Below are 20,913 nucleotides of genomic sequence, written 5' to 3'. Positions count from 1 at the left end.
CCCGTCGCCTGCGGCGGGCTTTTAGCGCCTGATCCGGGTCTCACCGCCGCTGTTTTCCAGCTCGTAAATTTGGCTCTCCGCCAGCGAAGAGATGAGCTCGGTCAGCTCCGCCGAGTGGCTGGTCAGCCAGATTTGGCTATAGCGCGATGCTTCGACAATCAGCCGCGCCAGCGCCGGAAACATCTGCCGGTGCAGGCTGTTTTCCGGCTCGTTGATCGCCAGAAACGCCGGCGGCCTTGGGCTCAGCAGCGCCACCGCCAGGCACAGGAAGCGCAGAGTGCCATCAGACATTTCCGCCGCCAGCAGCGGCCGGTAGATGCCCTCGCGGCGCATCTTAATCGAAAAGCGCGAATTTTCATTTTCACAGAAGAAGCGGCACTCCGGAAAGGCGCTCGCGAGAATTTCGTGCAGCAGCTCCACGGCGCCAATTTCGACAATGGTCTGAAACGCGGCGGCCAGGTTGTGCCCGTCGCTATCCAGCACCGGCGATCGGTAGCCTACCGCCGGATGGCGCAGCGCGGAGCGGCGGCCGATATTGAATTCGTGATAGAAGCGCCACTGGCGCATGGTCTCCCGGACCCGGGATATTTCCGGGAAGCGGTGCGGTTCGCCAAGCTGGCCGAAGATCGATTCATTCTCGTAAATGGCTTCGGTGAAAGTGTTTTTCTCGCCGTTAACGTCAATCAGGAACGCCGCCTGATTTTTACGCTGCAGCACTCTGGCCGAGGGGCGGCGGGAGAAACCGGCCAGCCAGATGGACTCCTCTTTGACAATCGGATCGAGCATAAACTGGGTGGGATACGGCAGCTTTTCCGGAAATCCAACCTGCAGCTCGTAGTCGAACTGTTCCGTCAGGCAGGAGATCTGCAGCCGCTTCGGCTGGCGGGCGGTGGGCGCGCTCTTCCCGGACCACATGATATTTTCCAGACCGCCTTCGTCGCTGATATAGCTGGAAAATTTACCGTCCGCGGAGGCGCTGAGCAGGTGGATGGCCTTGTAGATATTGGACTTGCCGCAGCCGTTCGGCCCGAAGACGATATTCAGCGCCCCTAGTTCCAGCTCGATATCCCTCACCGACCTGAAATTTTGTATGCGGAGATGGTGGATCATGATGCTCCCTAAGATCGCGAAATCATATGCCGCCACGGGAAAGACGCCGCCTGAGCGGACGGCTTAGCATAGCGATTTCTTCATCCCTCGGGTCAGCGCAACGCGCGTTAGCTTATCCGTATCGTCGTGAGAATCGCTAAACACGCCAAAAAAGTAACGCTCATTATCGATAGTCTGCGAGACGATCCGATAGCTCAGCGGCTGTCCGGATTTCGCGCCATATTGCGCGGCGGTGACGGAAAGCTCCGTCGCGGTATCGGCGACGCTGACCAGCAGGCCATCCGCCTTCCCCCCCACCAGCATGACCTTAATTAGCGGGTCCACCATGTTCCTCCCGGATTGCAGCCAATGATTAACGTTCGATAGCCGACGGCTGGTAGCAATAACGCTACCTTAAGTACATTCTTATAGTTCATCCCGACCCGAAATAAAAAAACTCTTTCTTATACTGAGCTAAGCATTGATTATTACGACTAAAAGCTGACGAATGATGAAGGAAAAAAGGGTAATTGTGAATCTTCCCCCCCTCAGTTTCGCATTATTTGCCGGTGCGAGCGGCGGCGGCCCGGAGGGGCTGCTAACCGCCTTCCTGCGCCGCCGCGGGACCAGACTTCGCGCCTCGACTGCCGGGAGAGCGGGCTTAACGAGGCCCCGCCCGGCGATATACGTGATCCCTAATAAGCGTCGATTAATATCGCTTCATTGTCTTGATCGGCGTTCTTTCTGACCAGTCCGGCCGCTCACCAGCCATAATCGCGCGCTGTTGCGATGGCGTCACCGATTGGGTTATTTCAGGCATTGGCTTATAAACAGGCTTTGTCGGCGGAGCGATCGCAATATCAGAACTACAACCAGATAGCAGGAAAATCGTCAGTGCAGATATATTAAACTTAATCATTTTCAACCCTTCCATTGGGATAAAATCTTACAGATGTACTGTGGTGCCGGGTGCCTCCCGGTGAGCCTTTGCCTGACCGACTATGACCCGCGTTATCATCAGACTGGCTATATCTTCTGCGACATGACCTGGTCAGTACGCCCCGCCGCACAGGGGGATTCACCACCGGGTCAAATTATCCAGTAGATAATAATTTCGTCAATCTATTTCATGGGACTATGGCATAAGAAACGCGCCGTAGCGGATTGAAATGATAGCGATTTTTAGCCGTCATACACTGGGCGCCCTGGTCACCGGCAGGTCAATCCACTCAGCGGGAAACGCAGAAAAAAGTGTGACATTGATCAAAAACAAAAAATCATTGTGGCAAAGGTGTATTTGTATTACATCCGCTTCCGAACTACGGACCTGATTGTTAAGCGGATTTTTTATACCCAGACATTAAGAGGAGAAATAACCATGATCACTTATGATCGTAATCGTAATCCTATTACCAATGGCAGTTGGGTTATGATTAATGGGACTCGTAGAACAGGTAAGATCGTTGCCATACATTCTAATGGCTTAACTCCAGCCCAGTTGCGCCGCGGTAAAACCGTCGAAGTGCAAGGCTGTGAAGGTCAGTTTGAACCCGTTGAACTGATTCGCCTCAGCTAGGGGAGCGAAGTTTATATCCTCACCCCTTAATTCAACTGCGTGGCCATGACCAGCGCGTCACTCATTGTCGCCCTGTCGCGCCACTCTGAATATGGCAAGTATTTTGCAAAATCACCTCTTACTTATACGCAAATGGCAGGAGGTGATGATGTTTCGGAAAATTTCCCCGTGCGAACAAGGGCTAATGACGTTGCTGAAACTGGGGCGACTATGTTGGTGCGACCCGCTTAGCCCCCCGCCGCCGGCATATGCAAACAACAGCAGTTACTTTCGGTATGTGGGACTACATCCTAAGCGAATAGATATCGATGAGCAGACGCTGCTCCGCTGGGCGGAAAACGCCGAGTTATACGAATATATGAAAGAAAAACTCAACGCCCCACCCGCAGAGAAATGGGGCTAGAGTCCGGTTTTTCGCCCTCCGGAGAAGATTGCTCCGTACGTCCTTTAAGCCAGAGTATGGCCACGGGGTTTGGCGTGATGAATTGACTTACTGCGTCCCCTTGACGATCTGCGAACGGATCCAGGTGCACATCATTGCACCTTAACGGTGCAATGATGGAAGGTTGAAGGATTCCTAACGGCCCTGGACACTCAACCCGCGATTCGCCAGCATTGGCTCAATCTGCGGATCGTGTCCGCGCCACTGACGATAAAGTTCAGCTAAATCAGCGCTGTTGCCGCGTGACAGAATGGCCTCGCGGAAGCGCTGACCGTTTTCGCGGGTCAGGCCGCCCTGCTCAACAAACCACTGATAGCCATCGTCCGCCAGCATCTGCGTCCACAGATAGGCGTAATAACCCGCGGCGTAGCCGCCGCCGAAAATATGCGAAAAATAGCTGCTGCGATAGCGCGGCGGTACGGCGGCCAGATCGCACTTCTCCGCACGCAGGGCCGCGGCTTCAAAGGCATCAACATCCTGCGGGACGTCCGCCGACGACAGGCTATGCCAGTGCATATCCAGCATCGCCGCCGCCAGCAGCTCGCTCATGTCGTAGCCTTTGTTAAACTGCGCCGCCCGGTACATGCTCTCACGTAGCGCATCGGGCATCGCTTCTCCGGTTTGGTAATGGCGCGCGTAGTGGGCAAATACCTGCGGCTCGCTGGCCCAGTGCTCAAAGATTTGCGACGGGAACTCGACAAAATCACGCGGGGTATTGGTTCCCGACAGGCTGGCATAGCGCTGGCTGGCGAACAGCCCGTGCAGCGCGTGGCCGAATTCGTGGAATAAGGTGATGGTTTCATCCCACGACAGGAGCGCGCTGCGGCCCGTGCCGGGCTTTTGATAGTTACAGACGTTGTAGATAACCCGCTGCTGCATCAGCTCCGTGGATTGCTCAACGAAAACATCCATCCACGCGCCGCCGCTTTTTGACTCTCGCGCGTAGTAGTCGCCGTAAAATAGCGCCATACCGGCGCCGTTAGCGTCGAAAATTTCCCACACTCGCACGTCCGGATGATAGAGCGGAATGTCGAAACGTTCGACGAAGCGCAGGCCAAACAGCTGTGATGCGGTCCAGAATACGCCGTCCAGCAGCACGCGTTCGAGGGCAAAATAGGGTTTTAGCTGCGCCTCATCGATAGCGAACCTGGCGCGCCGCACCTGCTCCGCATAGTAGGGCCAGTCCCAGGCGGCGGCGGTGAAGCCCTCGCCTTCGTCATCAATAACCTGCTGAATATCCGCCAGTTCCTGTTCCGCCCTCGCGCGCGCGGCCGGAGCAATGCGGCGCATAAACTCGAAGGCCTGCGCCGGCGCCCCCGCCATCTGATCGGCCATCGACCAGCTGGCGTAGTCAGCGGCACCCAGCAGCTCCGCTTTCTGCGCGCGGATCGCCACCAGCTGCAGCAGCAGCTCGCGGGTATCGTTATCATTCCCCTTCTGATTACGCGTCCAGCCTGCGGCGAAGAGGTTTTCGCGGGTCTGGCGATCGCGCAGAGACAGCAGCGCCGGCTGCTGGGTGGTGTTGAGCAGCGGCAGCAGCCAGCGATCGCTGAGGCCCTTTTCAGCCGCCGCTTTTGCGGCCTCGCTAATCTCCTCCGCGCTGAGCCCGTCCAACTGGTGCAGATAATCAAGCACCAGGCCGCCGGATTTTGCCGCGCTCAGGAGCCGCTGCTGAAACTGGCTCTGTAGCGCCGCGGCCCGGGTATTCAGCCCCCGCAGCAGCGATTTCTGCTCCTCCGCCAGCCGCGCGCCCGCCAGCAGAAACCGCTGCCAGGTCACCTCAAGCAGGCGCCGGGATTCCGCATCAATGTGCAGATTGTCGCGATCTTCCCACACGCGCTGCACGCGTTCAAACAGCGCCGTATTAAGCCAGATATCGTTGCCCGCCTGCGCCAGCTCGGCGGAGAACTGCTCATCAAGTTGCTGCAGAAGCGGATTGGTATGCGCCCCGGCCATCGCAAAAAAGACCCGGGTCACGCGTGACAGCAGCCGTCCGCTCAGCTCCAGCGCCACCACGGTATTGGCAAAATCCGCCGGCGCCGGATTATTCACGATCGCGGCAATCTCTTCGCGCTGGCGTCGCATCCCTTCATCGAAGGCCGGACGGTAGTGCTCATCCTTAATCAGATCGAAACGCGGCGCCTGATAGGGCAGCAGGCTGATGCTTAAAAAGGGGTTATTTTCCAACATAATTATCTCCAGGCAGCGGGCATCAGGTTAGAGTAGGCAACTCATTGATTGACCGCAATCATTTCTCGAAGCGCCGCCTCGTTGTTGAACGCCGCTAACCGCAACGGGGGCGGTGATTTCCGTTACCGGTCCTCGTTAACGCATGCTATGGTATAACGACACAAAAGCGTTGAGGAACAGTAAGATGATTATCCTGGTTACCGGAGCAACGGCAGGTTTTGGTGAAAGCATCACCCGCCGCTTTGTCGCAAATGGTCATAAAGTGATCGCCACCGGACGTCGCGAAGAGCGTCTGCAAACGCTGAAAGACGAGCTTGGCGACGGCGTTTACCCCGTGCAGCTCGACGTGCGTAATCGCGCGGCCATCGAAGAGATGATTGCCGGTCTGCCCGCGGAATGGCGGGCCATCGACGTGCTGGTCAATAACGCCGGTCTGGCGCTGGGGCTGGAGCCTGCGCACAAGGCCAGCGTTGAGGACTGGGAAAACATGATCGATACCAACAACAAAGGGCTGGTCTATATGACCCGCGCCGTGCTGCCGGGAATGGTTGAGCGCAACCGCGGGCATATTATCAATATCGGCTCAACCGCCGGCAGCTGGCCCTACGCGGGCGGTAACGTCTACGGCGCGACCAAGGCCTTCGTGCGTCAGTTTAGCCTCAACCTGCGTACCGACCTGCACGGCACGGCAATTCGCGTCACCGATATCGAGCCCGGGCTGGTAGGCGGTACCGAGTTTTCCAACGTCCGCTTTAAAGGCGACGACGCCAAAGCCGGTAAAGCCTATGAAAATACCCAGGCGCTGACCCCGGATGACGTGACGGAAGCCGTGTGGTGGGTCGCCAACCTGCCCCGGCACGTCAATATCAACACCCTGGAAATGATGCCGGTCAGCCAAAGCTTCGCGGGCCTCAGCGTGCACCGCCAGGGATAATCCCGCTGCCCGGCCTGCGGGCCGGGTATGGGCGCAAAGGCAAAAAACGCGTAAAATAGCGCACATAATCCATTAAAAAGTAATCATCAATGGCCGCAGAATCACAGACTCAATCCTACACAGCCTGTTAATCAGCAAATTTATCGGATCCTTCGCCGGGATATCGTCCATTGTCTGATTCCACCCGGCACGCCGCTGTCTGAAAAGGAAGTCTCCGTGCGTTTTGACGTTTCCCGTCAGCCGGTGCGCGAGGCGTTTATTAAGCTGGCGGAAAATGGCCTGATCCAAATTCGCCCCCAGCGCGGCAGCTACGTGAATAAAATCTCCCTTTCTCAGGTCCGCAACGGCTGCTTCGTGCGCCAGGCCATCGAGTGCGCGGTAGTGCGCCGGGCCGCAGGAATGATCAACAGCGAGCAAATTTATCAGCTTGAGCAAAATCTTAATCAGCAGCACACGGCGGTTGAGCGCCAGCAGATTAATGATTTCTTCCTGCTGGACGACGAGTTTCATCAGAAGCTGTCGATTATTGCCGACTGTCAGCTTGCCTGGGACACCGTGGAGAATATTAAGGCGACGATTGACCGGGTGCGCTATATGAGCCTCGATCACATTAGTTCGCCGGAAATGCTGCTGCGTCAGCATCACCAAATTTTTCAGGCGCTGGAAAATCGCGATGCCGACGCGGTAGACGCGGCGATGAATCTACATCTGCATGAAATTAGCGAGTCGGTATTATTAATTCGCCAGGAAAACAGCGACTGGTTTAGCGAAGAGTAGTTGAGCTGGCGGCAGGCGCTCTCTCCTGCCGCTACAGGGACAGAACGGTGCCGCTATCGAACCACCAGCACCGGTATTTTAGCGTAGCGTAAAATAGACTCGGCGTTAGAGCCCAGCAGATGGGTGGATATACCCGGCTTACGCGAGCCGACAACAATGACGTCATACTCATCGCTATTGCCGATCGCTAATATTTCATCGCGCACGTTGCCAAACACGACCCGAGTATGAAGACGCTCTGGCGGAATTGAAAACAGCCGCGACAGGGCCTTCATTTTCTTCTCAGACTCCTCTTGCATAAAAGCTTCGAATTTACGAATATCGGCCGCAAAGCCGCGCAGAATAGAGCGCTCGCTGTTTTGCAGGACGTTTAACAACGTAATTTCGCCGTTTTCCGCTGAGGCTAAAAATTCCGCGTGACGTACGGCCTTATCGCTTAAATCCATTTCAAAAACGTCTACAGGCAATAAAATTTTTTTGTACATACCCCGCTCTCCTTTTTCCCGAGGAAGTGTATTTTCAGAGGACTCACTATGCCATAAACATTCTAAATGGAGAACAAACAACCAGCCGAATAAATATCTAAGCGATGAAAATAAAAACAAATTATATTTATTTAGCTGTGGAAAACTATAGTTATGTATATTCCATGGCGCCGATCATGTTTAATGCACAAAGAGTGAAAATCGGCGGAATGAAGTACGGGTAAGACGCGGCGGCGAGGGCTATTTCCCGTCGCCGCGTTAATGCCGCCGGAGCCGGCGGCATGAAAGAGCGGTTACTGCGCCAGCGCCCAGGCCGCAACGGTCGCTTTCGCCCCCTGACGCTGCAGCGAAAGATAGGCCTGAGTCACCGCGTCGTCAAAGCGCGCGTCCTGCGCCAGGCTGGCGCCGAAAATCGCCTCGATGCCAAGCAGCGCGTTCACCCGCGCTTCGCCATCGGCGCTCTCGCGCACGGCCTGCTGGATCGTCGGCAGCAGCGGATCGCTGATCTCTATCGCCTGCCCCTGGTCATCGACGCCGCCGACGTAGCGCATCCATCCGGCTACGCCCAGCGCCAACAGACTAAAATCACCGCCCTGCGCCAGATGCCAGCGTACCGAATCCAGCATCCTCTGCGGCAGCTTCTGGCTGCCGTCCATCGCAATCTGCCACGTCCGGTGCTGAAGCGCCGGATTGCTATAGCGGTCGATCAGCAGCCCGGCGTAGCGAGCCAGGTCAACGCCCTGCACTTTCAGCGTCGGGGCCTGCTCTTCCAGCATCAGGGTGCGTGCTGCCAGACGATAGTTTGGATCCTGCATACAGTCGTTAATGTGCTGATAGCCGGCCAGGTAGCCGAGGTACGCGAGGAAAGAGTGGCTGCCGTTGAGCATACGCAGCTTCATCTCTTCAAACGGCACAACGTCCGTCACCAGCTCCGCGCCGGCCTTTTCCCATTCCGGACGCCCGGCGACGAAGTTATCCTCAATGACCCACTGACGGAACGGCTCGCAGGCGACGCCGGCCGGATCGCGCACGCCGGTCAGCTGTTCGATTTTATCCAGGGTCGCGGGGGTTACCGCCGGAACAATACGATCGACCATCGTTGACGGGAAGGTCACGTTATCGGTGATCCAGTCGGCCAGCTCGCCATCAATCGCCCGCGCCAGGGCGCAGACGACGTTGCGCAATACGTGGCCGTTTTCCGGCATATTGTCGCAGGACATCACGCTAAATGCCGGTAAACCGGCGGCTTTACGCCGCGCCAGCGCTTCAACAATAACCCCGGGCGCAGACTTCGGCTGATGCCGGTTTTGTATATCGGCGACAATCAGCGGATGATCCAGCTGCAGCTCGCCGCTGGCCGGCGAATGACAGTAGCCCTTTTCCGTGATGGTCAGTGAAACAATCGCCACCTGCGGCTCACACATTTTTGCCAGCACGCTTTCCAGACCCTCGACCTGCGCGTGCATCGCCTGCTTAACGACGCCAACCACCCGAGCGGTCCAGGCATCAGCCGACATTTCGGCGACGGTATACAGCAGGTCCTGCTGCTGCAAATCGGCAATTTGCTGTTCGCCGCCAATCAGGTTTACTTCGGTGTATCCCCAGTCGCTGCCGTGTTCCGCGGCCAGAATATCGGCATAGACCGCCTGGTGCGCGCGGTGAAAGGCGCCGAAACCGAGGTGCACGATACGGGAAATCAGTTTTGTACGATCGTAGTCAGGAAGTGCAGCCTTTGCCGCCAAGAGCTTGTTTTGCATTATATAACCTACTTATAAATGAAATCAGGACTGTCTCAGAGTAACGCCTGTATGGTTGTATGTTTTGATTTGAATTAAGTTTTGCAGTATTGGTATGACATCATTTTAAAGTTATGTACCACGCGGAGAGGTTTTGGCGGCCTTGACGCCGCCAGGGATTGTTAGTGTTTTTGCCACTGCTGATATTCACGCTTGAGCCGCTGTGGTGCAGTTTCTGGCATCATAAGTAAGCCAATTATTGAGATAACACCCAAAACAATGACGTAGGTTGCAAGTCCGTAATAATGGCCACCTGTAACTTGCAGAATCTTCACCGCCACCAGGCCAAGGATCCCGCTACCAATAAGAGATCCCATCTGCCAAATCAATGCAATACCGCTACAACGAATATGGGTCGGGAACAGTTCAGGGAAATATGATGCCTGAGGGGCATAACACATACTGTGCCCTATGCTCAGAACCACAATCATCACTAACTGAGTAAGCCAGAAACTATCCTGATTAATAGCGAGGAAGAATGGCACAATAATAATAACTTGAATCAGCGCCCCAATAATATAAACTGGTTTGCGCCCGATTTTATCACATAGCGATCCCATCAGCGGTATTGCAATAATTTCTATTATTACAGCAACAATCATTGCTTCCATTAAAATATTAGCATCAAGATTATTTGCCTTACCATAGGCCAAAACAATGACCGTAAACATCGCAAATGTACACGCTTCGATCAATTTTGCGCACACCCCCTTTACAACAATTCCGGGGAAATCACGAATGACTTCAACTAATGGGCGAGACTCTTCAGCCTTGGCCTCCCGAATTTGAGCGAACACTGGCGATTCATCAATTTTTAAACGAATAAACAACCCTACAATAACCAATAGCAGACTTAACAGGAACGGTATACGCCATCCGTAGTCCATCATCGCCTCTGAGGAGAGCGTGGCATTTAACAAAGCAAACAGCGCTAATGGAAGCAGAAAACCAACTGGTGCACCGATTTGCACCCAACTGGAGAAGAATCCCCGATGCTTTGGTTCAGAATATTCAGCTGTCATCAATACCGCTCCGGCCTGCTCACCGCCAACACCAAAGCCTTGTAACACGCGAATGAAGATAAGCAATGCTGGAGCCCAAATACCAATTTTTTCATACGTCGGTAACAGCCCAATACAAAACGTACCTAACCCTACAATTAATATAGTAATCACCAGCGCTTTTTTACGGCCAACCTTATCGCCGATATGACCAAAAACAATTCCACCTAGTGGCCGCGCTAAGAAACCAACTGCATATGTTGCAAACGCCGCAAGAGTACTAATTAAAGGATCGTCACTTGGGAAAAACAGATGCCCAAAAAAGAGTACCGCTGCCGTCCCATATGCAAAAAAATCATAATATTCAGCAGCGGTCCCAATTGCAGATGCACTGGCTACTCGGCGAATAATAGCTTTATTACCTGCACCACTTTTAACTTCGACTGAACTAACCATAGGGTTTTTTTACCTTTTATAGGGTATTGGGTTAATCAACATCTTTCGTGCGTACACATTATGCTTACCCGTTTCCCAAGTTCGGAATAGCGCTTGTACTCCCGGAAGCCAAAGTTCGGTAGCCACAGGACAAATTAGCCTTAGGCGAAGTACGTTCTACAACCGGGAGGCCATGGTTAATATCAATCATCACTTTTCAGATATAAAACCAGAAAATAATAGCGCCGAACTATAGGCTGTTATTTAAATATACTGACCGGATTTCTGTTCTTCATGCAACAGGACAGTATCAGCCGCATCGTTAGCCAGGCTCAGGTCGCGGTCGCGCACTTCCGGCATCAGGAGTGCGGCAAGCAGGCCGATAACCGAATAGCTCACCAGCATCACCACGATGGGCAGCCACGAGTCGGTCATATTACAGAAAATACCCGCCAGCACCGGGCCGAAACCAACGGCAACCAGTCCCCCCATCTCTTTGGAGATAGCCATTCTGGTGAAGCGATTACGCGATCCAAACAGCTCGGCCATCGTAATATTTTCGAGGGCAAACAGCCCCAGCACCGCCACGTTATGGATCACAATCAACGAGGCCATAATGGTGCTCACGCTGTGGCTCTTATCCATGATAATCGCCAGCATCGGATAGGCTAAAATAATCGCGGAGATATTCACGATAATATAGGGAATGCGCCGCCCTACCTTATCTGACAGCCAGCCCAGCAGCGGAATCGTGATAAAACCAATCACCGAGCTGATCATTAAAGCGTCTGTTGGGATCGCTTTATCAAACAGCAGGGTTTGCACCAGATAGCCCGCCAGAAAGGTTTGAATCAGCCCCGAGTTGCCCGCCTGACAGAAGCGCAGGCCCGTCGCCAGCCAGAACGATTTACTCTTCAGCATCGCGCCGAAGGTACTCTCCTGGATGCGGGCGGCGCTCTGCAGGCTGCCGCCCTCGGCGACTTTTTCGAATACCGGGCTTTCTTTGAGGTTCAGACGCAGCCAGATGGCGAAGACCATCACCACCGCGCTGGCGAGGAACGGTATACGCCAGCCCCACGCTACCAGCTGCTCGCGGTCGAGCAGGAAGAACATCACCGCCCAGATAGCCGTGGCGCTAAGGGTGCCGCAGTTGGTCCCCATCGCCACCAGCGAGGAGATAATCCCACGCTTACCCTTCGGCGCATACTCCGCCAGCATCGTACCGGCTCCGGAAATTTCCGCCCCGGCCCCCAGCCCCTGAATTACGCGCAGGGTGACCAGCAGCACCGGCGCCAGGATCCCCACCTGGGCATAGGTCGGCAAAACGCCGATTAGCGTTGTACAAATGCCCATCATGGTGATCGTAATAAACAGCACTTTCTTGCGGCCGATGCTATCGCCCATTTTGCCGAAAATAAACGCCCCGACGATGCGGGCAATATATCCTGCACCGTAGGTCCCCATCGCTAAAATCAGCGCCATCGCCGCGGACTGCTCGGGGAAGAATATTTCATGGAATACCAGCGCGGCGCCTAAAGAGTAAAGCTGGAAGTCCATAAACTCCAGGGCCGTACCTAACCAGCCGGATACAGCCGCGCGGATGAGATCGGTGGTTGTTCTCTCATTCTTTACTGTCGTCATCTTTATAATCTCTAATTGTGTAGGATATAGAGTCTGGCGTTATATTGAGTGTCAGAAGGTTAATAAAACCTTACAGCAGCTCTTCCTGTCATTTTCAAATAGCTCAATGGCCTCAGCGACCTGTTGATAGCCAAAAGCGTGGGTAATTAACATTTCCGGATTAATAAGCCCCTGCTCCAGCCATTGCAGAACCACCGGGAATTTATTGGCGTTCAGCCGCGAGGAAAATATCGACAGCTCTTTACCGGTAATACCCTGCTGCGCCACCTGGGATGGTTCGGTGGAGAAGCCCATCAGGACAATTCTGGCCGCCGGCGACGCCAGCGTCACCGCTTCCTGGAGAATTGTCGGGTGGCAGGCGGCATCGATAATCAGCGTTGGCTTGACCTGCAACACCTCGGCTAATGACGCCTCGCCGTTATTGATCGTGCGGTCCGCGCCGTTGCGTTTTGCCATCTGCAAACGTTCTTCGATGCGGTCAACCACAATGACCTGACCGACTTTGTACACCTGCTTGAGAACCTGGATGGTGGTTAAGCCCATCGGCCCGGCGCCGTAAACCAGCGCCACGTCCTGCGCGGTCGGCGTCACCTGCCCGGTCACGTTGGCGGCGATCGTAAAGGGTTCAACCATCACCGCATGCCTGTCCGGAATGCTGTCCGGCACCCGCCAGGCGTTTTTCGCCGGCACCACCGCATACTCGCTGAAACCGCCGTCCCGGTGTACGCCGAGAACCACCAACGAGGTGCAGACGTTCGGTTTGCCCACCGAGCAGGGATAGCAGTGTCCGCAGCTGATAACCGGATCCACGCACACCCGCTGACCTATAGCTTTATCCGTCACCTCGGCGCCAACGGCATCGATAATGCCGAAAAACTCATGGCCGATAACGCGCGGGTATTTTGCAAAGGGGTTGTGGCCGCGATAGATATGGCTATCCGAACCGCATATTCCCGCCAGCTGCACCTTGACCCGAACTTCTCCCGCGGCAGGCTGTGGCAGCGCGCGCTCTTCAATCACCAGCTCGTTGGGCTGGCGGATAACGATACTTTTCATTTTATTCTCCTTACCAGTTCCACAAGGTGCCGTCTTCTAATCGGGCAACCGGCAGGCAGGCCGGATCGTAGGGATATTTCGCCGCCAGCTTCTCGTCAAACTCAATGCCCAGCCCCGGCTTTTCCCCTGGGTGCATATAGCCATTATCGAACGTCCAGCTATGAGGGAAAACCTCGAGCATCTGCTCGGAGTAGCCCATATACTCCTGCACGCCAAAGTTCGGCACCCACAGGTCAAAGTGCAGCGCCGCCGCCATACAGACCGGCGACAGGTCGGACGGCCCGTGGGAGCCGGTGCGCACCTGATAGAGTGAGGCAAAATCAGCGATACGGCGCATGCCGGTGATCCCGCCGGCGTGGGTCACGGTGGTGCGGATATAATCAATCAGCTGCTCCTCGATCAGCTGCTTGCAGTCCCAGATGCTGTTAAAAACTTCCCCTACCGCAATGGGCGTCACGGTATGCTGGCGGATCAGGCGGAAGCACTCCTGGTTTTCTGCCGGAGTCGGGTCCTCCATCCAGAACAGGCGATACTCCTCGATGCTCTTGCCAAAGCGCGCGGCTTCGATCGGCGTCAGGCGATGGTGCATGTCATGCAGCAGGTGTTCATTGAAACCAAATCTTTCGCGCACGGCGGCGAACAGCTGCGGGGTAAAATCAAGATACTTCTCCGTCGACCACAGCTGCTCTTCCGGCCACAGCCCCTTGGTCGCCGGCTCGTAGGCCTGCCCTTTGCCTTTTGCCATCCCGTAGGTGGTCTTCATTCCCGGAATGCCGCACTGCACGCGGATCGCCTTAAAGCCCATCTCTTTGTGGCGAGCATAGTCGTCCAGCACTTCGTCAATGGTGTGACCCGTGGTGTGGCAGTAAACCATCACCCCTTCACGGGATGCCCCGCCCAGCAGCTGATACAGCGGCATACCCGCCGCCTTCGCTTTAATATCCCACAGGGCCATATCGACGGCGGAAATAGCCGACATGGTCACCGGGCCGCGGCGCCAGTAGGCTCCCTTATAGAAGAACTGCCAGATATCTTCGATACGCTGCGCGTCGCGGCCAATAAGCTGCGGGCAGAGGTGATCCTGCAGGTAGGAGGCGACGGACAGCTCGCGGCCGTTTAAAGTAGCATCCCCCAGCCCGACGATGCCGTCATCGGTGGTGATTTTTAGCGTGACAAAGTTACGTCCGGGACAGGTGACGAAAACTTCAGCGGCAACGATCTTCATCTTTATTTATTCCTTACATCTCTGCGGTTAGTGCATAAAATTAAATCACCAGACCTACTACCATACAAGTATGATGATCGAAAAAGATGTCATGAGTCACATAAATGCCCGGGTCCGAGGCGGTGGACGCCGGCAGGAGAAAGGTGGAATTAAGAGGAGAAAATAAGCGCCATGCCGCGCGGCTGGCGCCTCGCGTGCCTTTACGCTACGCGCGGCCCCAGCCGGCGACGATAATCAGCATTCCGCACAGCGCAATAACCGCGCCGGCCCAGTCGTAATGACTGAGCTTAACGCCGTCAACGAAGCGCAGCCACAGCAGCGCGGTGCAGACATAAACTCCGCCGTAGGCGGCGTAAACGCGCCCGCTCGCCGCCGGGTGCAGGGTCAGCAGCCAGACGAACAGTACCAGCGCGAGCCCGGCGGGCAGCAGCAGCAGCGGCGTGGCGCCCCGCTTTAGCCAGAGCCAGGGTAAATAGCAGCCGAGGATTTCACACAGGGCGGTGGCAAAAAAGAGCAGCGTGGTTTTAAGCATTAAAGATACGTAAATAGCGGAGAGAATGACGACATTCTACGCGATAATTGCCGCGCTCCCACTTCCTTTTGCCGGGTATGCCGCAGAAAAGAGATGTAGTAAACTCATATTAAGGGCTAACCCTTTTTATCACTCAAAGGAAACCGTGATGAAAATGACACTGAACAAACGCTGGTGCCTGACCGCCATGCTGGCGCTAAGCGCCGCGGTCTACACCGCATCGTCTTTTGCCAAAACCGACACCCTGGTGATTGAATCCGGCGATAGCGCGCAGAGCCGCCAGCACGCCGCCATGGAAAAAGAGCAGTGGAACGACACCCGCTCTTTGCGCCATAAGGTCAACACCCGCACCGAAAAAGAGTGGGATAAGGCCGACGTCGCTTTTGATGCCCAGGATAACTGCCAGAAAAGCGCGAACGTCAACGCCTACTGGGAGCCAAATACCCTGCGCTGCCTCGATCGCCGTACCGGCCGCGCGATAGCGCCGTAACCCGCCACGCATGGCGCCTGCGGGCGCCATAATCCATTATTATCTCCAGCATTGCTGCACAGGAACGCCCATGAGTGACGCTCATACAGTCAGGCTGCGCCCGCTAGAGCGCGAAGATCTCCGTTTTGTTCACCAGCTCGATAACAACGCCAGCGTGATGCGCTACTGGTTTGAAGAGCCGTATGAGGCTTTTGTCGAACTCTCGGACCTCTATGACAAACATATTCACGATCAGAGCGAACGCCGGTTTGTGATTGAGTGCGACGGTGAAAAAGCCGGTTTGGTTGAGCTGGTTGAAATTAACCACGTCCACCGCCGCGCCGAGTTTCAGATTATTATCTCCCCGGATTATCAGGGGCGAGGCCTTGCGACCCGCGCCGCTAAGCTGGCGATGGACTACGGTTTTACCGTGCTCAATCTCTACAAGCTGTACCTTATCGTCGACAGCGAAAATGAAAAGGCGATCCACATTTACCGTAAGCTGGGGTTTATGGTGGAAGGCGAGCTCATTCACGAGTTTTTCATTAACGGCGAATACCGTAACACGATTCGGATGTGCCTGTTCCAGCATCAGTATCTTAGCGAACACCGCACGCCGGGCCCGGCGCTGTTGAAGCCAACGGCTCAGTAGTAGTCGATGCTATTTTTGATGGTGTAACGGCGCGTTAGCGGCGGCTGCACGCTTTCATCGACAACCTGCAGCTCGCACTTCACCGGATTGTCGTGACCATCGTAGTCGCAGGTCTGCCGCACGCTGCCAAGCTCGCGATCGTTAAAGGTGCTCACCGCCGTGTAGTCCAGCTTTTTACGCGGATCGGTTGCCGGCGTGGAGACCACCGTAAAGCGCTGATCTTTAGCGGTGGTGGTTTTGCCTAGCGGATAGCCTTCAGCATCATAGCGGTAGCTGGCGGTAGTCTCTTTACCGCGGGCGGTCACCACGAAGCCGTTATCATCCGTTTCCCAACTCACCCCCGCCGAAGGCATTTCGGCAAGCTGACATTTTCCCTGCAGGCGCAGGCGCTTTTCATGCGTTTGCGCGTCGAGATAGTAGTTCGCGTCAAGCAGCAGCGTGGCACCGGTGTTGTTTTCGCGATCCTGGAAAGCCAGCAGGTCGAAGCAGCCCTCGCTGGATAATCGCCCGCGGACCTGTTTCACCACTTCATCATGTTCATCGAGCAGCGTCTGGCTAAAATCTTTCACCGGACCGCGCAGCGGGTCAAACTCGAACTCGTTAGAGAAGCTTGCCATTTCAGGCGTAAAGGCCTGCGGCGCGGATTGATTATCGCAGGCGCTGAGCGCCACGGCCTCCAGTACCAGTAACGGTAAAAACAGTTTGTTCACGCCCGCTTCCTTCTGTGTACATATGCAATCATATTAGCAAATACAATTGTTTACACCAGTTCTGCTATGCTTAAATCTGGATGACGTCAATAAGGAGTTTATGATGAAAATATCCCCCTGGCTATGCGCGGCGCTGCTGCTGGGCTCGGCATCGGCGCTGGCCGCGCCGGATTCCTGCGAACGCGTAAAGAACGATATTCAGCAGAAAATTATCAATAACGGCGTGCCGGCGACGGGCTTTAGCCTGAGCATTGTCCCCAGCGACCAGCCTGACCAGCCCGGCGCCCAGGTTGTCGGACATTGTGCTAACGATACCTTTAAAATTATCTACACCCGCAACGCCGGTACCGATAGCGAAGCGCAGTAACTCCCCCTGCTTCAGATGAAGGATATTATCTCTGGGTTGACCAGGGATAATATCCACCTACCTCTATATAAGTATTATGACTCTCCCATCCGCGCGACTTAAACCGTCGGCGGGATTGCATCATAATAACAATCGGGGAGTGAGTAATGTCTAATCCGGAATATGAAGGCGGCCTCAGCCGTCGTACCCTAATAAAATCCTCAGCGATTGGTTCCCTGGCATTAGCGGCCGGTGGACTGGCGCTTCCGTTTAGCCTGCGCGGCGCGGCGGCGGCCGTGCAGCAGGCCGCCCAGGGCGAAGAACGGGTGGTGTGGGGAGCCTGCTCGGTAAACTGCGGCAGCCGCTGCGCCCTGCGTCTGCACGTCCGCGATGACGAAGTGGTGTGGGTTGAGACCGATAACACCGGGCAGGATATTTATGGCGATCATCAGGTCCGCGCCTGTCTGCGCGGCCGCTCTATCCGCCGGCGCATCAACCATCCTGACCGCCTGAACTATCCGATGAAACGAGTCGGTAAACGCGGCGAAGGGAAGTTTGCGCGCATCAGCTGGGACGAAGCGCTGGACGCCCTGGCCGGCAGCCTGCAGCGGATCGTTAAAGAGTACGGCAACGAAGCGGTCTATATAAACTACTCTTCCGGGATCGTCGGCGGCAATATGACCCGCTCGTCGCCCTCCGCTTCCCCGGTCGCTCGCCTGATGAACTGCTACGGCGGCTCGTTAAACCAGTACGGCACCTACAGCACCGCCCAGATAGCCTGCGCCATGCCCTACACCTACGGCAGCAACGAGGGCAACAGCACCTCCGACATCGAGAACAGTAAGCTGGTGGTGATGTTCGGCAATAACCCGGCGGAAACCCGCATGAGCGGCGGCGGGATAACCTACTACCTTGAACAGGCTCGCGAGCGTTCCAACGCCAAAATGATCGTTATCGACCCGCGCTATACCGATACCGCCGCCGGGCGCGAAGACGAGTGGATCCCCATTCGCCCCGGCACCGATGCGGCGCTGGTAGCCGGTATCGCCTGGGTGCTGATTAATGAAAACCTTGTCGACCAGCCGTTCCTTGATACCTTCTGCGTCGGCTATGACGAAAAAACGCTGCCCGCGGGCGCGCCGGCGAATGGCCACTATAAAGCCTACATTCTTGGCGCAGGGGATGACGGCATTGCCAAAACGCCGCAGTGGGCGTCGCTGATTTGCGGAGTTCCGGCCGATCGCATCATCAAGCTGGCGCGGGAGATCGGCAGCGCCAAACCGGCCTGCATTTGTCAGGGCTGGGGGCCGCAGCGCCAGGCCAACGGCGAGCTGACCGCCAGGGCGATCGCCATGCTGCCGATTCTGACCGGTAACGTCGGGATTAGCGGCGGCGGTAGCGGCGCGCGTGAATCAACCTATACCATCACCATCGAGCGCCTGCCGGTGCTGAGCAACCCGGTGAAAACCGCCATCTCCTGCTTCAGCTGGACCGACGCCATCGAGCGCGGGCCCGAAATGACCGCCCTGCGCGACGGCGTACGCGGCAAGGATAAGCTGGACGTCCCGATCAAGTTCCTGTGGAACTACGCCGGGAATACCCTCGTCAATCAGCACTCTGACATCAACAGGACCCACGAGATTCTGCAGGACGAGACAAAGTGCGAAACCATCGTGGTGATTGATAACTTTATGACCTCATCGGCTAAATATGCCGACATCCTGCTTCCGGACCTGATGACCGTCGAGCAGCAGGATATTATTCCCAACGATTACGCCGGCAATATGGGCTACCTGATCTTTATTCAGCCCGCCACGTCGCCAAAATTTGAGCGTAAGCCGATCTACTGGATCCTCAGCGAAGTGGCAAAACGGCTTGGCGGTGAGGTTCTGCAGAAGTTTACCGAAGGACGAACCCAGGAACAGTGGCTGCAACACCTTTACGCCCTGATGCTGGCGAAAGACCCCGCGCTGCCCGGCTACGATGAGCTCAAAGCCATGGGAATTTACAAACGCAAAGATCCAGCAGGTCACTTCGTCGCCTATCGGGATTTTCGCCGCGACCCGCTCGCCAACCCGCTGAAAACGCCTTCCGGTAAAATTGAGATTTACTCCAGCCGGCTGGCTGATATCGCCGCCAGCTGGCAGCTGGCCGCGGATGAAATCATCAGCCCGCTGCCGGTGTACGCCTCCACCTTTGAAGGCTGGAATGACCCTCTGCGCGACCGTTTTCCGCTGCAGCTTTTTGGCTTCCACTATAAAGCGCGGACCCACTCAAGCTACGGTAACGTCGATATCCTCCAGGCCGCCTGCCGCCAGGAGGTGTGGATTAACCCGCTGGACGCGGAGAAGCGCGGGATTAGAAACGGCGATATGGTGCGCGTCTTCAACGAGCGCGGCGAGCTGCGCATCGCGGCGAAAGTGACGCCGCGCATTATGCCCGGCGTATCGGCTATGGGCCAGGGCGCGTGGCATGACGCCGATATGAGCGGCGATCGCATCGACCGCGGCGCCTGCATTAATACGCTGACCACCCACCGGCCGTCACCGCTGGCGAAAGGCAATCCGCAACACACCAACCTGGTTGAAATTGCCAAAGTCTGAGGAGAAGCCGCATGAAAAACGGGTCGCATGAGTGGCCGCTGGCGCTGTTTACGGTTCGCGGGGATGCCTATCGTGAGCTACCCGAACTGGCTGTCGCTAAAAAATAGCTTCAGAGCCCGGCCTGTTTTATGACCTGCATACGATCGTCGGCACGGCAGACTGCCGGTTAATTTTTTGCCCGCGCGGACCGCCGCGCCGCAGTAAGGAATATGAGCATGATGCAACCCCCATTCCGCGACGCCGTCGCGCTGAGCGCCCGAACGCTGGGCGCGCTATTTTCATTTGCCCCGCAGAGCGAGCAGGCCGCCCCGCTAATCGACGCCCTGCGCGACGGAAGCTGGCAGGCCCAGTGGCCCTTTACGCTACCCGCTGAGATAGCCCTCCGCTTCGCGGAACAAAACGACGAGCCGCTTGCCGAGGCGTGGCAGCGCCTGTTTATCGGCCCCTGGGCTCTGCCGGCGCCGCCGTGGGGCTCCGTCTGGCTGGATAAAGAAAACGTCCTGTTTGGCGATTCGACGCTGGAGCTCAGGGAGTGGATGCGGCTGAACGGTATCGCCCGCGCCGCGCAGAATAATGAGCCGGAAGATGGTTTTGGCACCCTGCTGCTGCTGGCCGCCTGGCTGTGCGAATCCGGGCAGGATGAGGCACTTTCGCAGCTGTTGGCCCGGCATCTGCTTCCCTGGTCGGGCCGCTTCCTGACCGTTTTCACCAGCGAAGCCGGGCATCCTTTCTACCTGGCCCTGGGGCAGTTGAGTCAGGCAACGCTGGCGGAGTGGCAAAACGCGCTGGCGCTTACCGTCGCCGAAAAACCGCTGTATCGCTAACCTTGCGCCCATGCCGACGCCTCTGGCATGGGCACATCTTGAGTGACAACGTCACGCAAAACCCTTTCCGCCTCTCCTGTGCCCGGCCATCCTGCGGCAACACCGGAGCTTATATCTTTTGCGTCTAACG

Annotated in this window: 19 protein-coding genes and 1 pseudogene; 8 read left to right on the top strand and 12 right to left on the bottom strand. The window is 56.0% G+C overall.

Annotated features, from left to right (window positions below):
- Nucleotides 1–21: 21 nt before the first annotated feature.
- The 3 genes from ABOC21_RS11600 to ABOC21_RS11590 form a co-directional block, all read right to left on the bottom strand.
- Complete coding sequence (locus ABOC21_RS11600; protein WP_426814648.1) at nt 22–1,110, bottom strand: AAA family ATPase; 1,089 nt, start codon at nt 1,108–1,110, stop codon at nt 22–24.
- A gap of 63 nt (nt 1,111–1,173) precedes the next feature.
- Nucleotides 1,174–1,434 carry a hypothetical protein gene (locus ABOC21_RS11595; protein ID WP_426815472.1) on the bottom strand — a complete coding sequence of 87 codons (261 nt, stop codon included), beginning with the start codon at nt 1,432–1,434 and terminating at the stop codon, nt 1,174–1,176.
- Between the two features lie 364 nt (nt 1,435–1,798).
- Nucleotides 1,799–2,008, bottom strand: coding sequence for a hypothetical protein (locus ABOC21_RS11590; protein WP_426814647.1), 210 nt, complete (start codon nt 2,006–2,008; stop codon nt 1,799–1,801).
- A gap of 459 nt (nt 2,009–2,467) precedes the next feature.
- Between ABOC21_RS11590 and ydfZ the strand changes: the two genes are divergently transcribed.
- Nucleotides 2,468–2,665 (top strand): putative selenium delivery protein YdfZ, encoded by a 198-nt coding sequence (ydfZ, locus tag ABOC21_RS11585; RefSeq protein WP_426814646.1) that lies wholly within the window; start codon nt 2,468–2,470, stop codon nt 2,663–2,665.
- A gap of 577 nt (nt 2,666–3,242) precedes the next feature.
- Here the strand turns inward: ydfZ and dcp are convergent.
- Entirely contained in the window at nt 3,243–5,297 is a 2,055-nt protein-coding gene (gene dcp, locus ABOC21_RS11580; protein ID WP_426814645.1) for a peptidyl-dipeptidase Dcp, read from the bottom strand.
- Between the two features lie 184 nt (nt 5,298–5,481).
- Between dcp and ydfG the strand changes: the two genes are divergently transcribed.
- Both ydfG and ABOC21_RS11570 read left to right on the top strand, forming a co-directional pair.
- Entirely contained in the window at nt 5,482–6,231 is a 750-nt protein-coding gene (gene ydfG / locus ABOC21_RS11575; protein WP_426814644.1) for a bifunctional NADP-dependent 3-hydroxy acid dehydrogenase/3-hydroxypropionate dehydrogenase YdfG, read from the top strand.
- An 89-nt stretch (nt 6,232–6,320) separates the two neighbouring features.
- Nucleotides 6,321–7,008 (top strand): annotated as a pseudogene (locus ABOC21_RS11570) (GntR family transcriptional regulator).
- A 53-nt stretch (nt 7,009–7,061) separates the two neighbouring features.
- Here ABOC21_RS11570 and ABOC21_RS11565 read toward each other — a convergent pair.
- From ABOC21_RS11565 to ABOC21_RS11535, 7 genes are all read right to left on the bottom strand, one after another.
- Nucleotides 7,062–7,493: a universal stress protein gene (locus ABOC21_RS11565; RefSeq protein ID WP_426814643.1), complete on the bottom strand. Its 432-nt coding sequence runs from the start codon at nt 7,491–7,493 to the stop codon at nt 7,062–7,064.
- 293 nt (nt 7,494–7,786) lie between these two features.
- Nucleotides 7,787–9,250: a mannitol dehydrogenase family protein gene (locus ABOC21_RS11560; RefSeq protein WP_426814642.1), complete on the bottom strand. Its 1,464-nt coding sequence runs from the start codon at nt 9,248–9,250 to the stop codon at nt 7,787–7,789.
- Between the two features lie 161 nt (nt 9,251–9,411).
- Nucleotides 9,412–10,746, bottom strand: a complete 1,335-nt coding sequence (locus ABOC21_RS11555) for an MFS transporter (RefSeq protein ID WP_426814641.1) — start codon at nt 10,744–10,746, stop codon at nt 9,412–9,414.
- A gap of 243 nt (nt 10,747–10,989) precedes the next feature.
- Complete coding sequence (locus tag ABOC21_RS11550; protein ID WP_426814640.1) at nt 10,990–12,366, bottom strand: MFS transporter; 1,377 nt, start codon at nt 12,364–12,366, stop codon at nt 10,990–10,992.
- 51 nt (nt 12,367–12,417) lie between these two features.
- Nucleotides 12,418–13,422 carry a Zn-dependent oxidoreductase gene (locus ABOC21_RS11545; protein ID WP_426814639.1) on the bottom strand — a complete coding sequence of 335 codons (1,005 nt, stop codon included), beginning with the start codon at nt 13,420–13,422 and terminating at the stop codon, nt 12,418–12,420.
- 10 nt (nt 13,423–13,432) lie between these two features.
- Nucleotides 13,433–14,647: a starvation-sensing protein RspA gene (gene rspA, locus ABOC21_RS11540; RefSeq protein WP_426814638.1), complete on the bottom strand. Its 1,215-nt coding sequence runs from the start codon at nt 14,645–14,647 to the stop codon at nt 13,433–13,435.
- Nucleotides 14,648–14,852: 205 nt separating this feature from the next.
- Nucleotides 14,853–15,179: a YnfA family protein gene (locus ABOC21_RS11535; RefSeq protein WP_426814637.1), complete on the bottom strand. Its 327-nt coding sequence runs from the start codon at nt 15,177–15,179 to the stop codon at nt 14,853–14,855.
- A 148-nt stretch (nt 15,180–15,327) separates the two neighbouring features.
- Between ABOC21_RS11535 and ABOC21_RS11530 the strand changes: the two genes are divergently transcribed.
- Nucleotides 15,328–15,669 (top strand): DUF1283 family protein, encoded by a 342-nt coding sequence (locus ABOC21_RS11530; protein WP_426814636.1) that lies wholly within the window; start codon nt 15,328–15,330, stop codon nt 15,667–15,669.
- Between the two features lie 70 nt (nt 15,670–15,739).
- Entirely contained in the window at nt 15,740–16,300 is a 561-nt protein-coding gene (gene speG / locus ABOC21_RS11525) for a spermidine N1-acetyltransferase (protein WP_426814635.1), read from the top strand.
- Here the strand turns inward: speG and ABOC21_RS11520 are convergent.
- On the bottom strand, nt 16,294–17,001 hold the full coding sequence (locus ABOC21_RS11520; RefSeq protein ID WP_426815471.1) for a YnfC family lipoprotein: 708 nt from the start codon (nt 16,999–17,001) through the stop codon (nt 16,294–16,296). The two genes, speG and ABOC21_RS11520, sit on opposite strands and share 7 nt — an antisense overlap.
- 112 nt (nt 17,002–17,113) lie before the next feature.
- Here ABOC21_RS11520 and ABOC21_RS11515 point away from each other — a divergent pair, with 112 nt between their 5' ends.
- The 3 genes from ABOC21_RS11515 to dmsD all read left to right on the top strand — a co-directional run bounded on the left by ABOC21_RS11515 (nt 17,114) and on the right by dmsD (nt 20,783).
- Nucleotides 17,114–17,377, top strand: coding sequence for a DUF1161 domain-containing protein (locus ABOC21_RS11515; RefSeq protein WP_426815470.1), 264 nt, complete (start codon nt 17,114–17,116; stop codon nt 17,375–17,377).
- A gap of 146 nt (nt 17,378–17,523) precedes the next feature.
- Nucleotides 17,524–19,959: a selenate/tellurate reductase subunit YnfE gene (gene ynfE / locus ABOC21_RS11510; RefSeq protein ID WP_426814634.1), complete on the top strand. Its 2,436-nt coding sequence runs from the start codon at nt 17,524–17,526 to the stop codon at nt 19,957–19,959.
- 215 nt (nt 19,960–20,174) lie between these two features.
- On the top strand, nt 20,175–20,783 hold the full coding sequence (gene dmsD, locus ABOC21_RS11505) for a Tat proofreading chaperone DmsD (protein WP_426814633.1): 609 nt from the start codon (nt 20,175–20,177) through the stop codon (nt 20,781–20,783).
- Nucleotides 20,784–20,913 lie beyond the last annotated feature (130 nt).

The sequence above is a fragment of the Klebsiella sp. WOUb02 genome, from assembly GCF_050058015.1.
Classification (GTDB): Bacteria; Pseudomonadota; Gammaproteobacteria; order Enterobacterales; family Enterobacteriaceae; genus Klebsiella.
This window is presented reverse-complemented; position numbering and strand designations above follow the sequence as displayed.

Bases quoted from the DNA above. Each gene is read 5' to 3' on its own strand.
- ABOC21_RS11600 (WP_426814648.1), bottom strand. From the start codon at position 1,110: ATGATCCACCATCTCCGCATACAAAATTTCAGGTCGGTGAGGGATATC.
- ABOC21_RS11590 (WP_426814647.1), bottom strand. From the start codon at position 2,008: ATGATTAAGTTTAATATATCTGCACTGACGATTTTCCTGCTATCTGGT.
- ydfZ (WP_426814646.1), top strand. From the start codon at position 2,468: ATGATCACTTATGATCGTAATCGTAATCCTATTACCAATGGCAGTTGG.
- dcp (WP_426814645.1), bottom strand. From the start codon at position 5,297: ATGTTGGAAAATAACCCCTTTTTAAGCATCAGCCTGCTGCCCTATCAG.
- ydfG (WP_426814644.1), top strand. From the start codon at position 5,482: ATGATTATCCTGGTTACCGGAGCAACGGCAGGTTTTGGTGAAAGCATC.
- ABOC21_RS11565 (WP_426814643.1), bottom strand. From the start codon at position 7,493: ATGTACAAAAAAATTTTATTGCCTGTAGACGTTTTTGAAATGGATTTA.
- ABOC21_RS11560 (WP_426814642.1), bottom strand. From the start codon at position 9,250: ATGCAAAACAAGCTCTTGGCGGCAAAGGCTGCACTTCCTGACTACGAT.
- ABOC21_RS11555 (WP_426814641.1), bottom strand. From the start codon at position 10,746: ATGGTTAGTTCAGTCGAAGTTAAAAGTGGTGCAGGTAATAAAGCTATT.
- ABOC21_RS11550 (WP_426814640.1), bottom strand. From the start codon at position 12,366: ATGACGACAGTAAAGAATGAGAGAACAACCACCGATCTCATCCGCGCG.
- ABOC21_RS11545 (WP_426814639.1), bottom strand. From the start codon at position 13,422: ATGAAAAGTATCGTTATCCGCCAGCCCAACGAGCTGGTGATTGAAGAG.
- rspA (WP_426814638.1), bottom strand. From the start codon at position 14,647: ATGAAGATCGTTGCCGCTGAAGTTTTCGTCACCTGTCCCGGACGTAAC.
- ABOC21_RS11535 (WP_426814637.1), bottom strand. From the start codon at position 15,179: ATGCTTAAAACCACGCTGCTCTTTTTTGCCACCGCCCTGTGTGAAATC.
- ABOC21_RS11530 (WP_426814636.1), top strand. From the start codon at position 15,328: ATGAAAATGACACTGAACAAACGCTGGTGCCTGACCGCCATGCTGGCG.
- speG (WP_426814635.1), top strand. From the start codon at position 15,740: ATGAGTGACGCTCATACAGTCAGGCTGCGCCCGCTAGAGCGCGAAGAT.
- ABOC21_RS11515 (WP_426815470.1), top strand. From the start codon at position 17,114: ATGAAAATATCCCCCTGGCTATGCGCGGCGCTGCTGCTGGGCTCGGCA.
- ynfE (WP_426814634.1), top strand. From the start codon at position 17,524: ATGTCTAATCCGGAATATGAAGGCGGCCTCAGCCGTCGTACCCTAATA.
- dmsD (WP_426814633.1), top strand. From the start codon at position 20,175: ATGATGCAACCCCCATTCCGCGACGCCGTCGCGCTGAGCGCCCGAACG.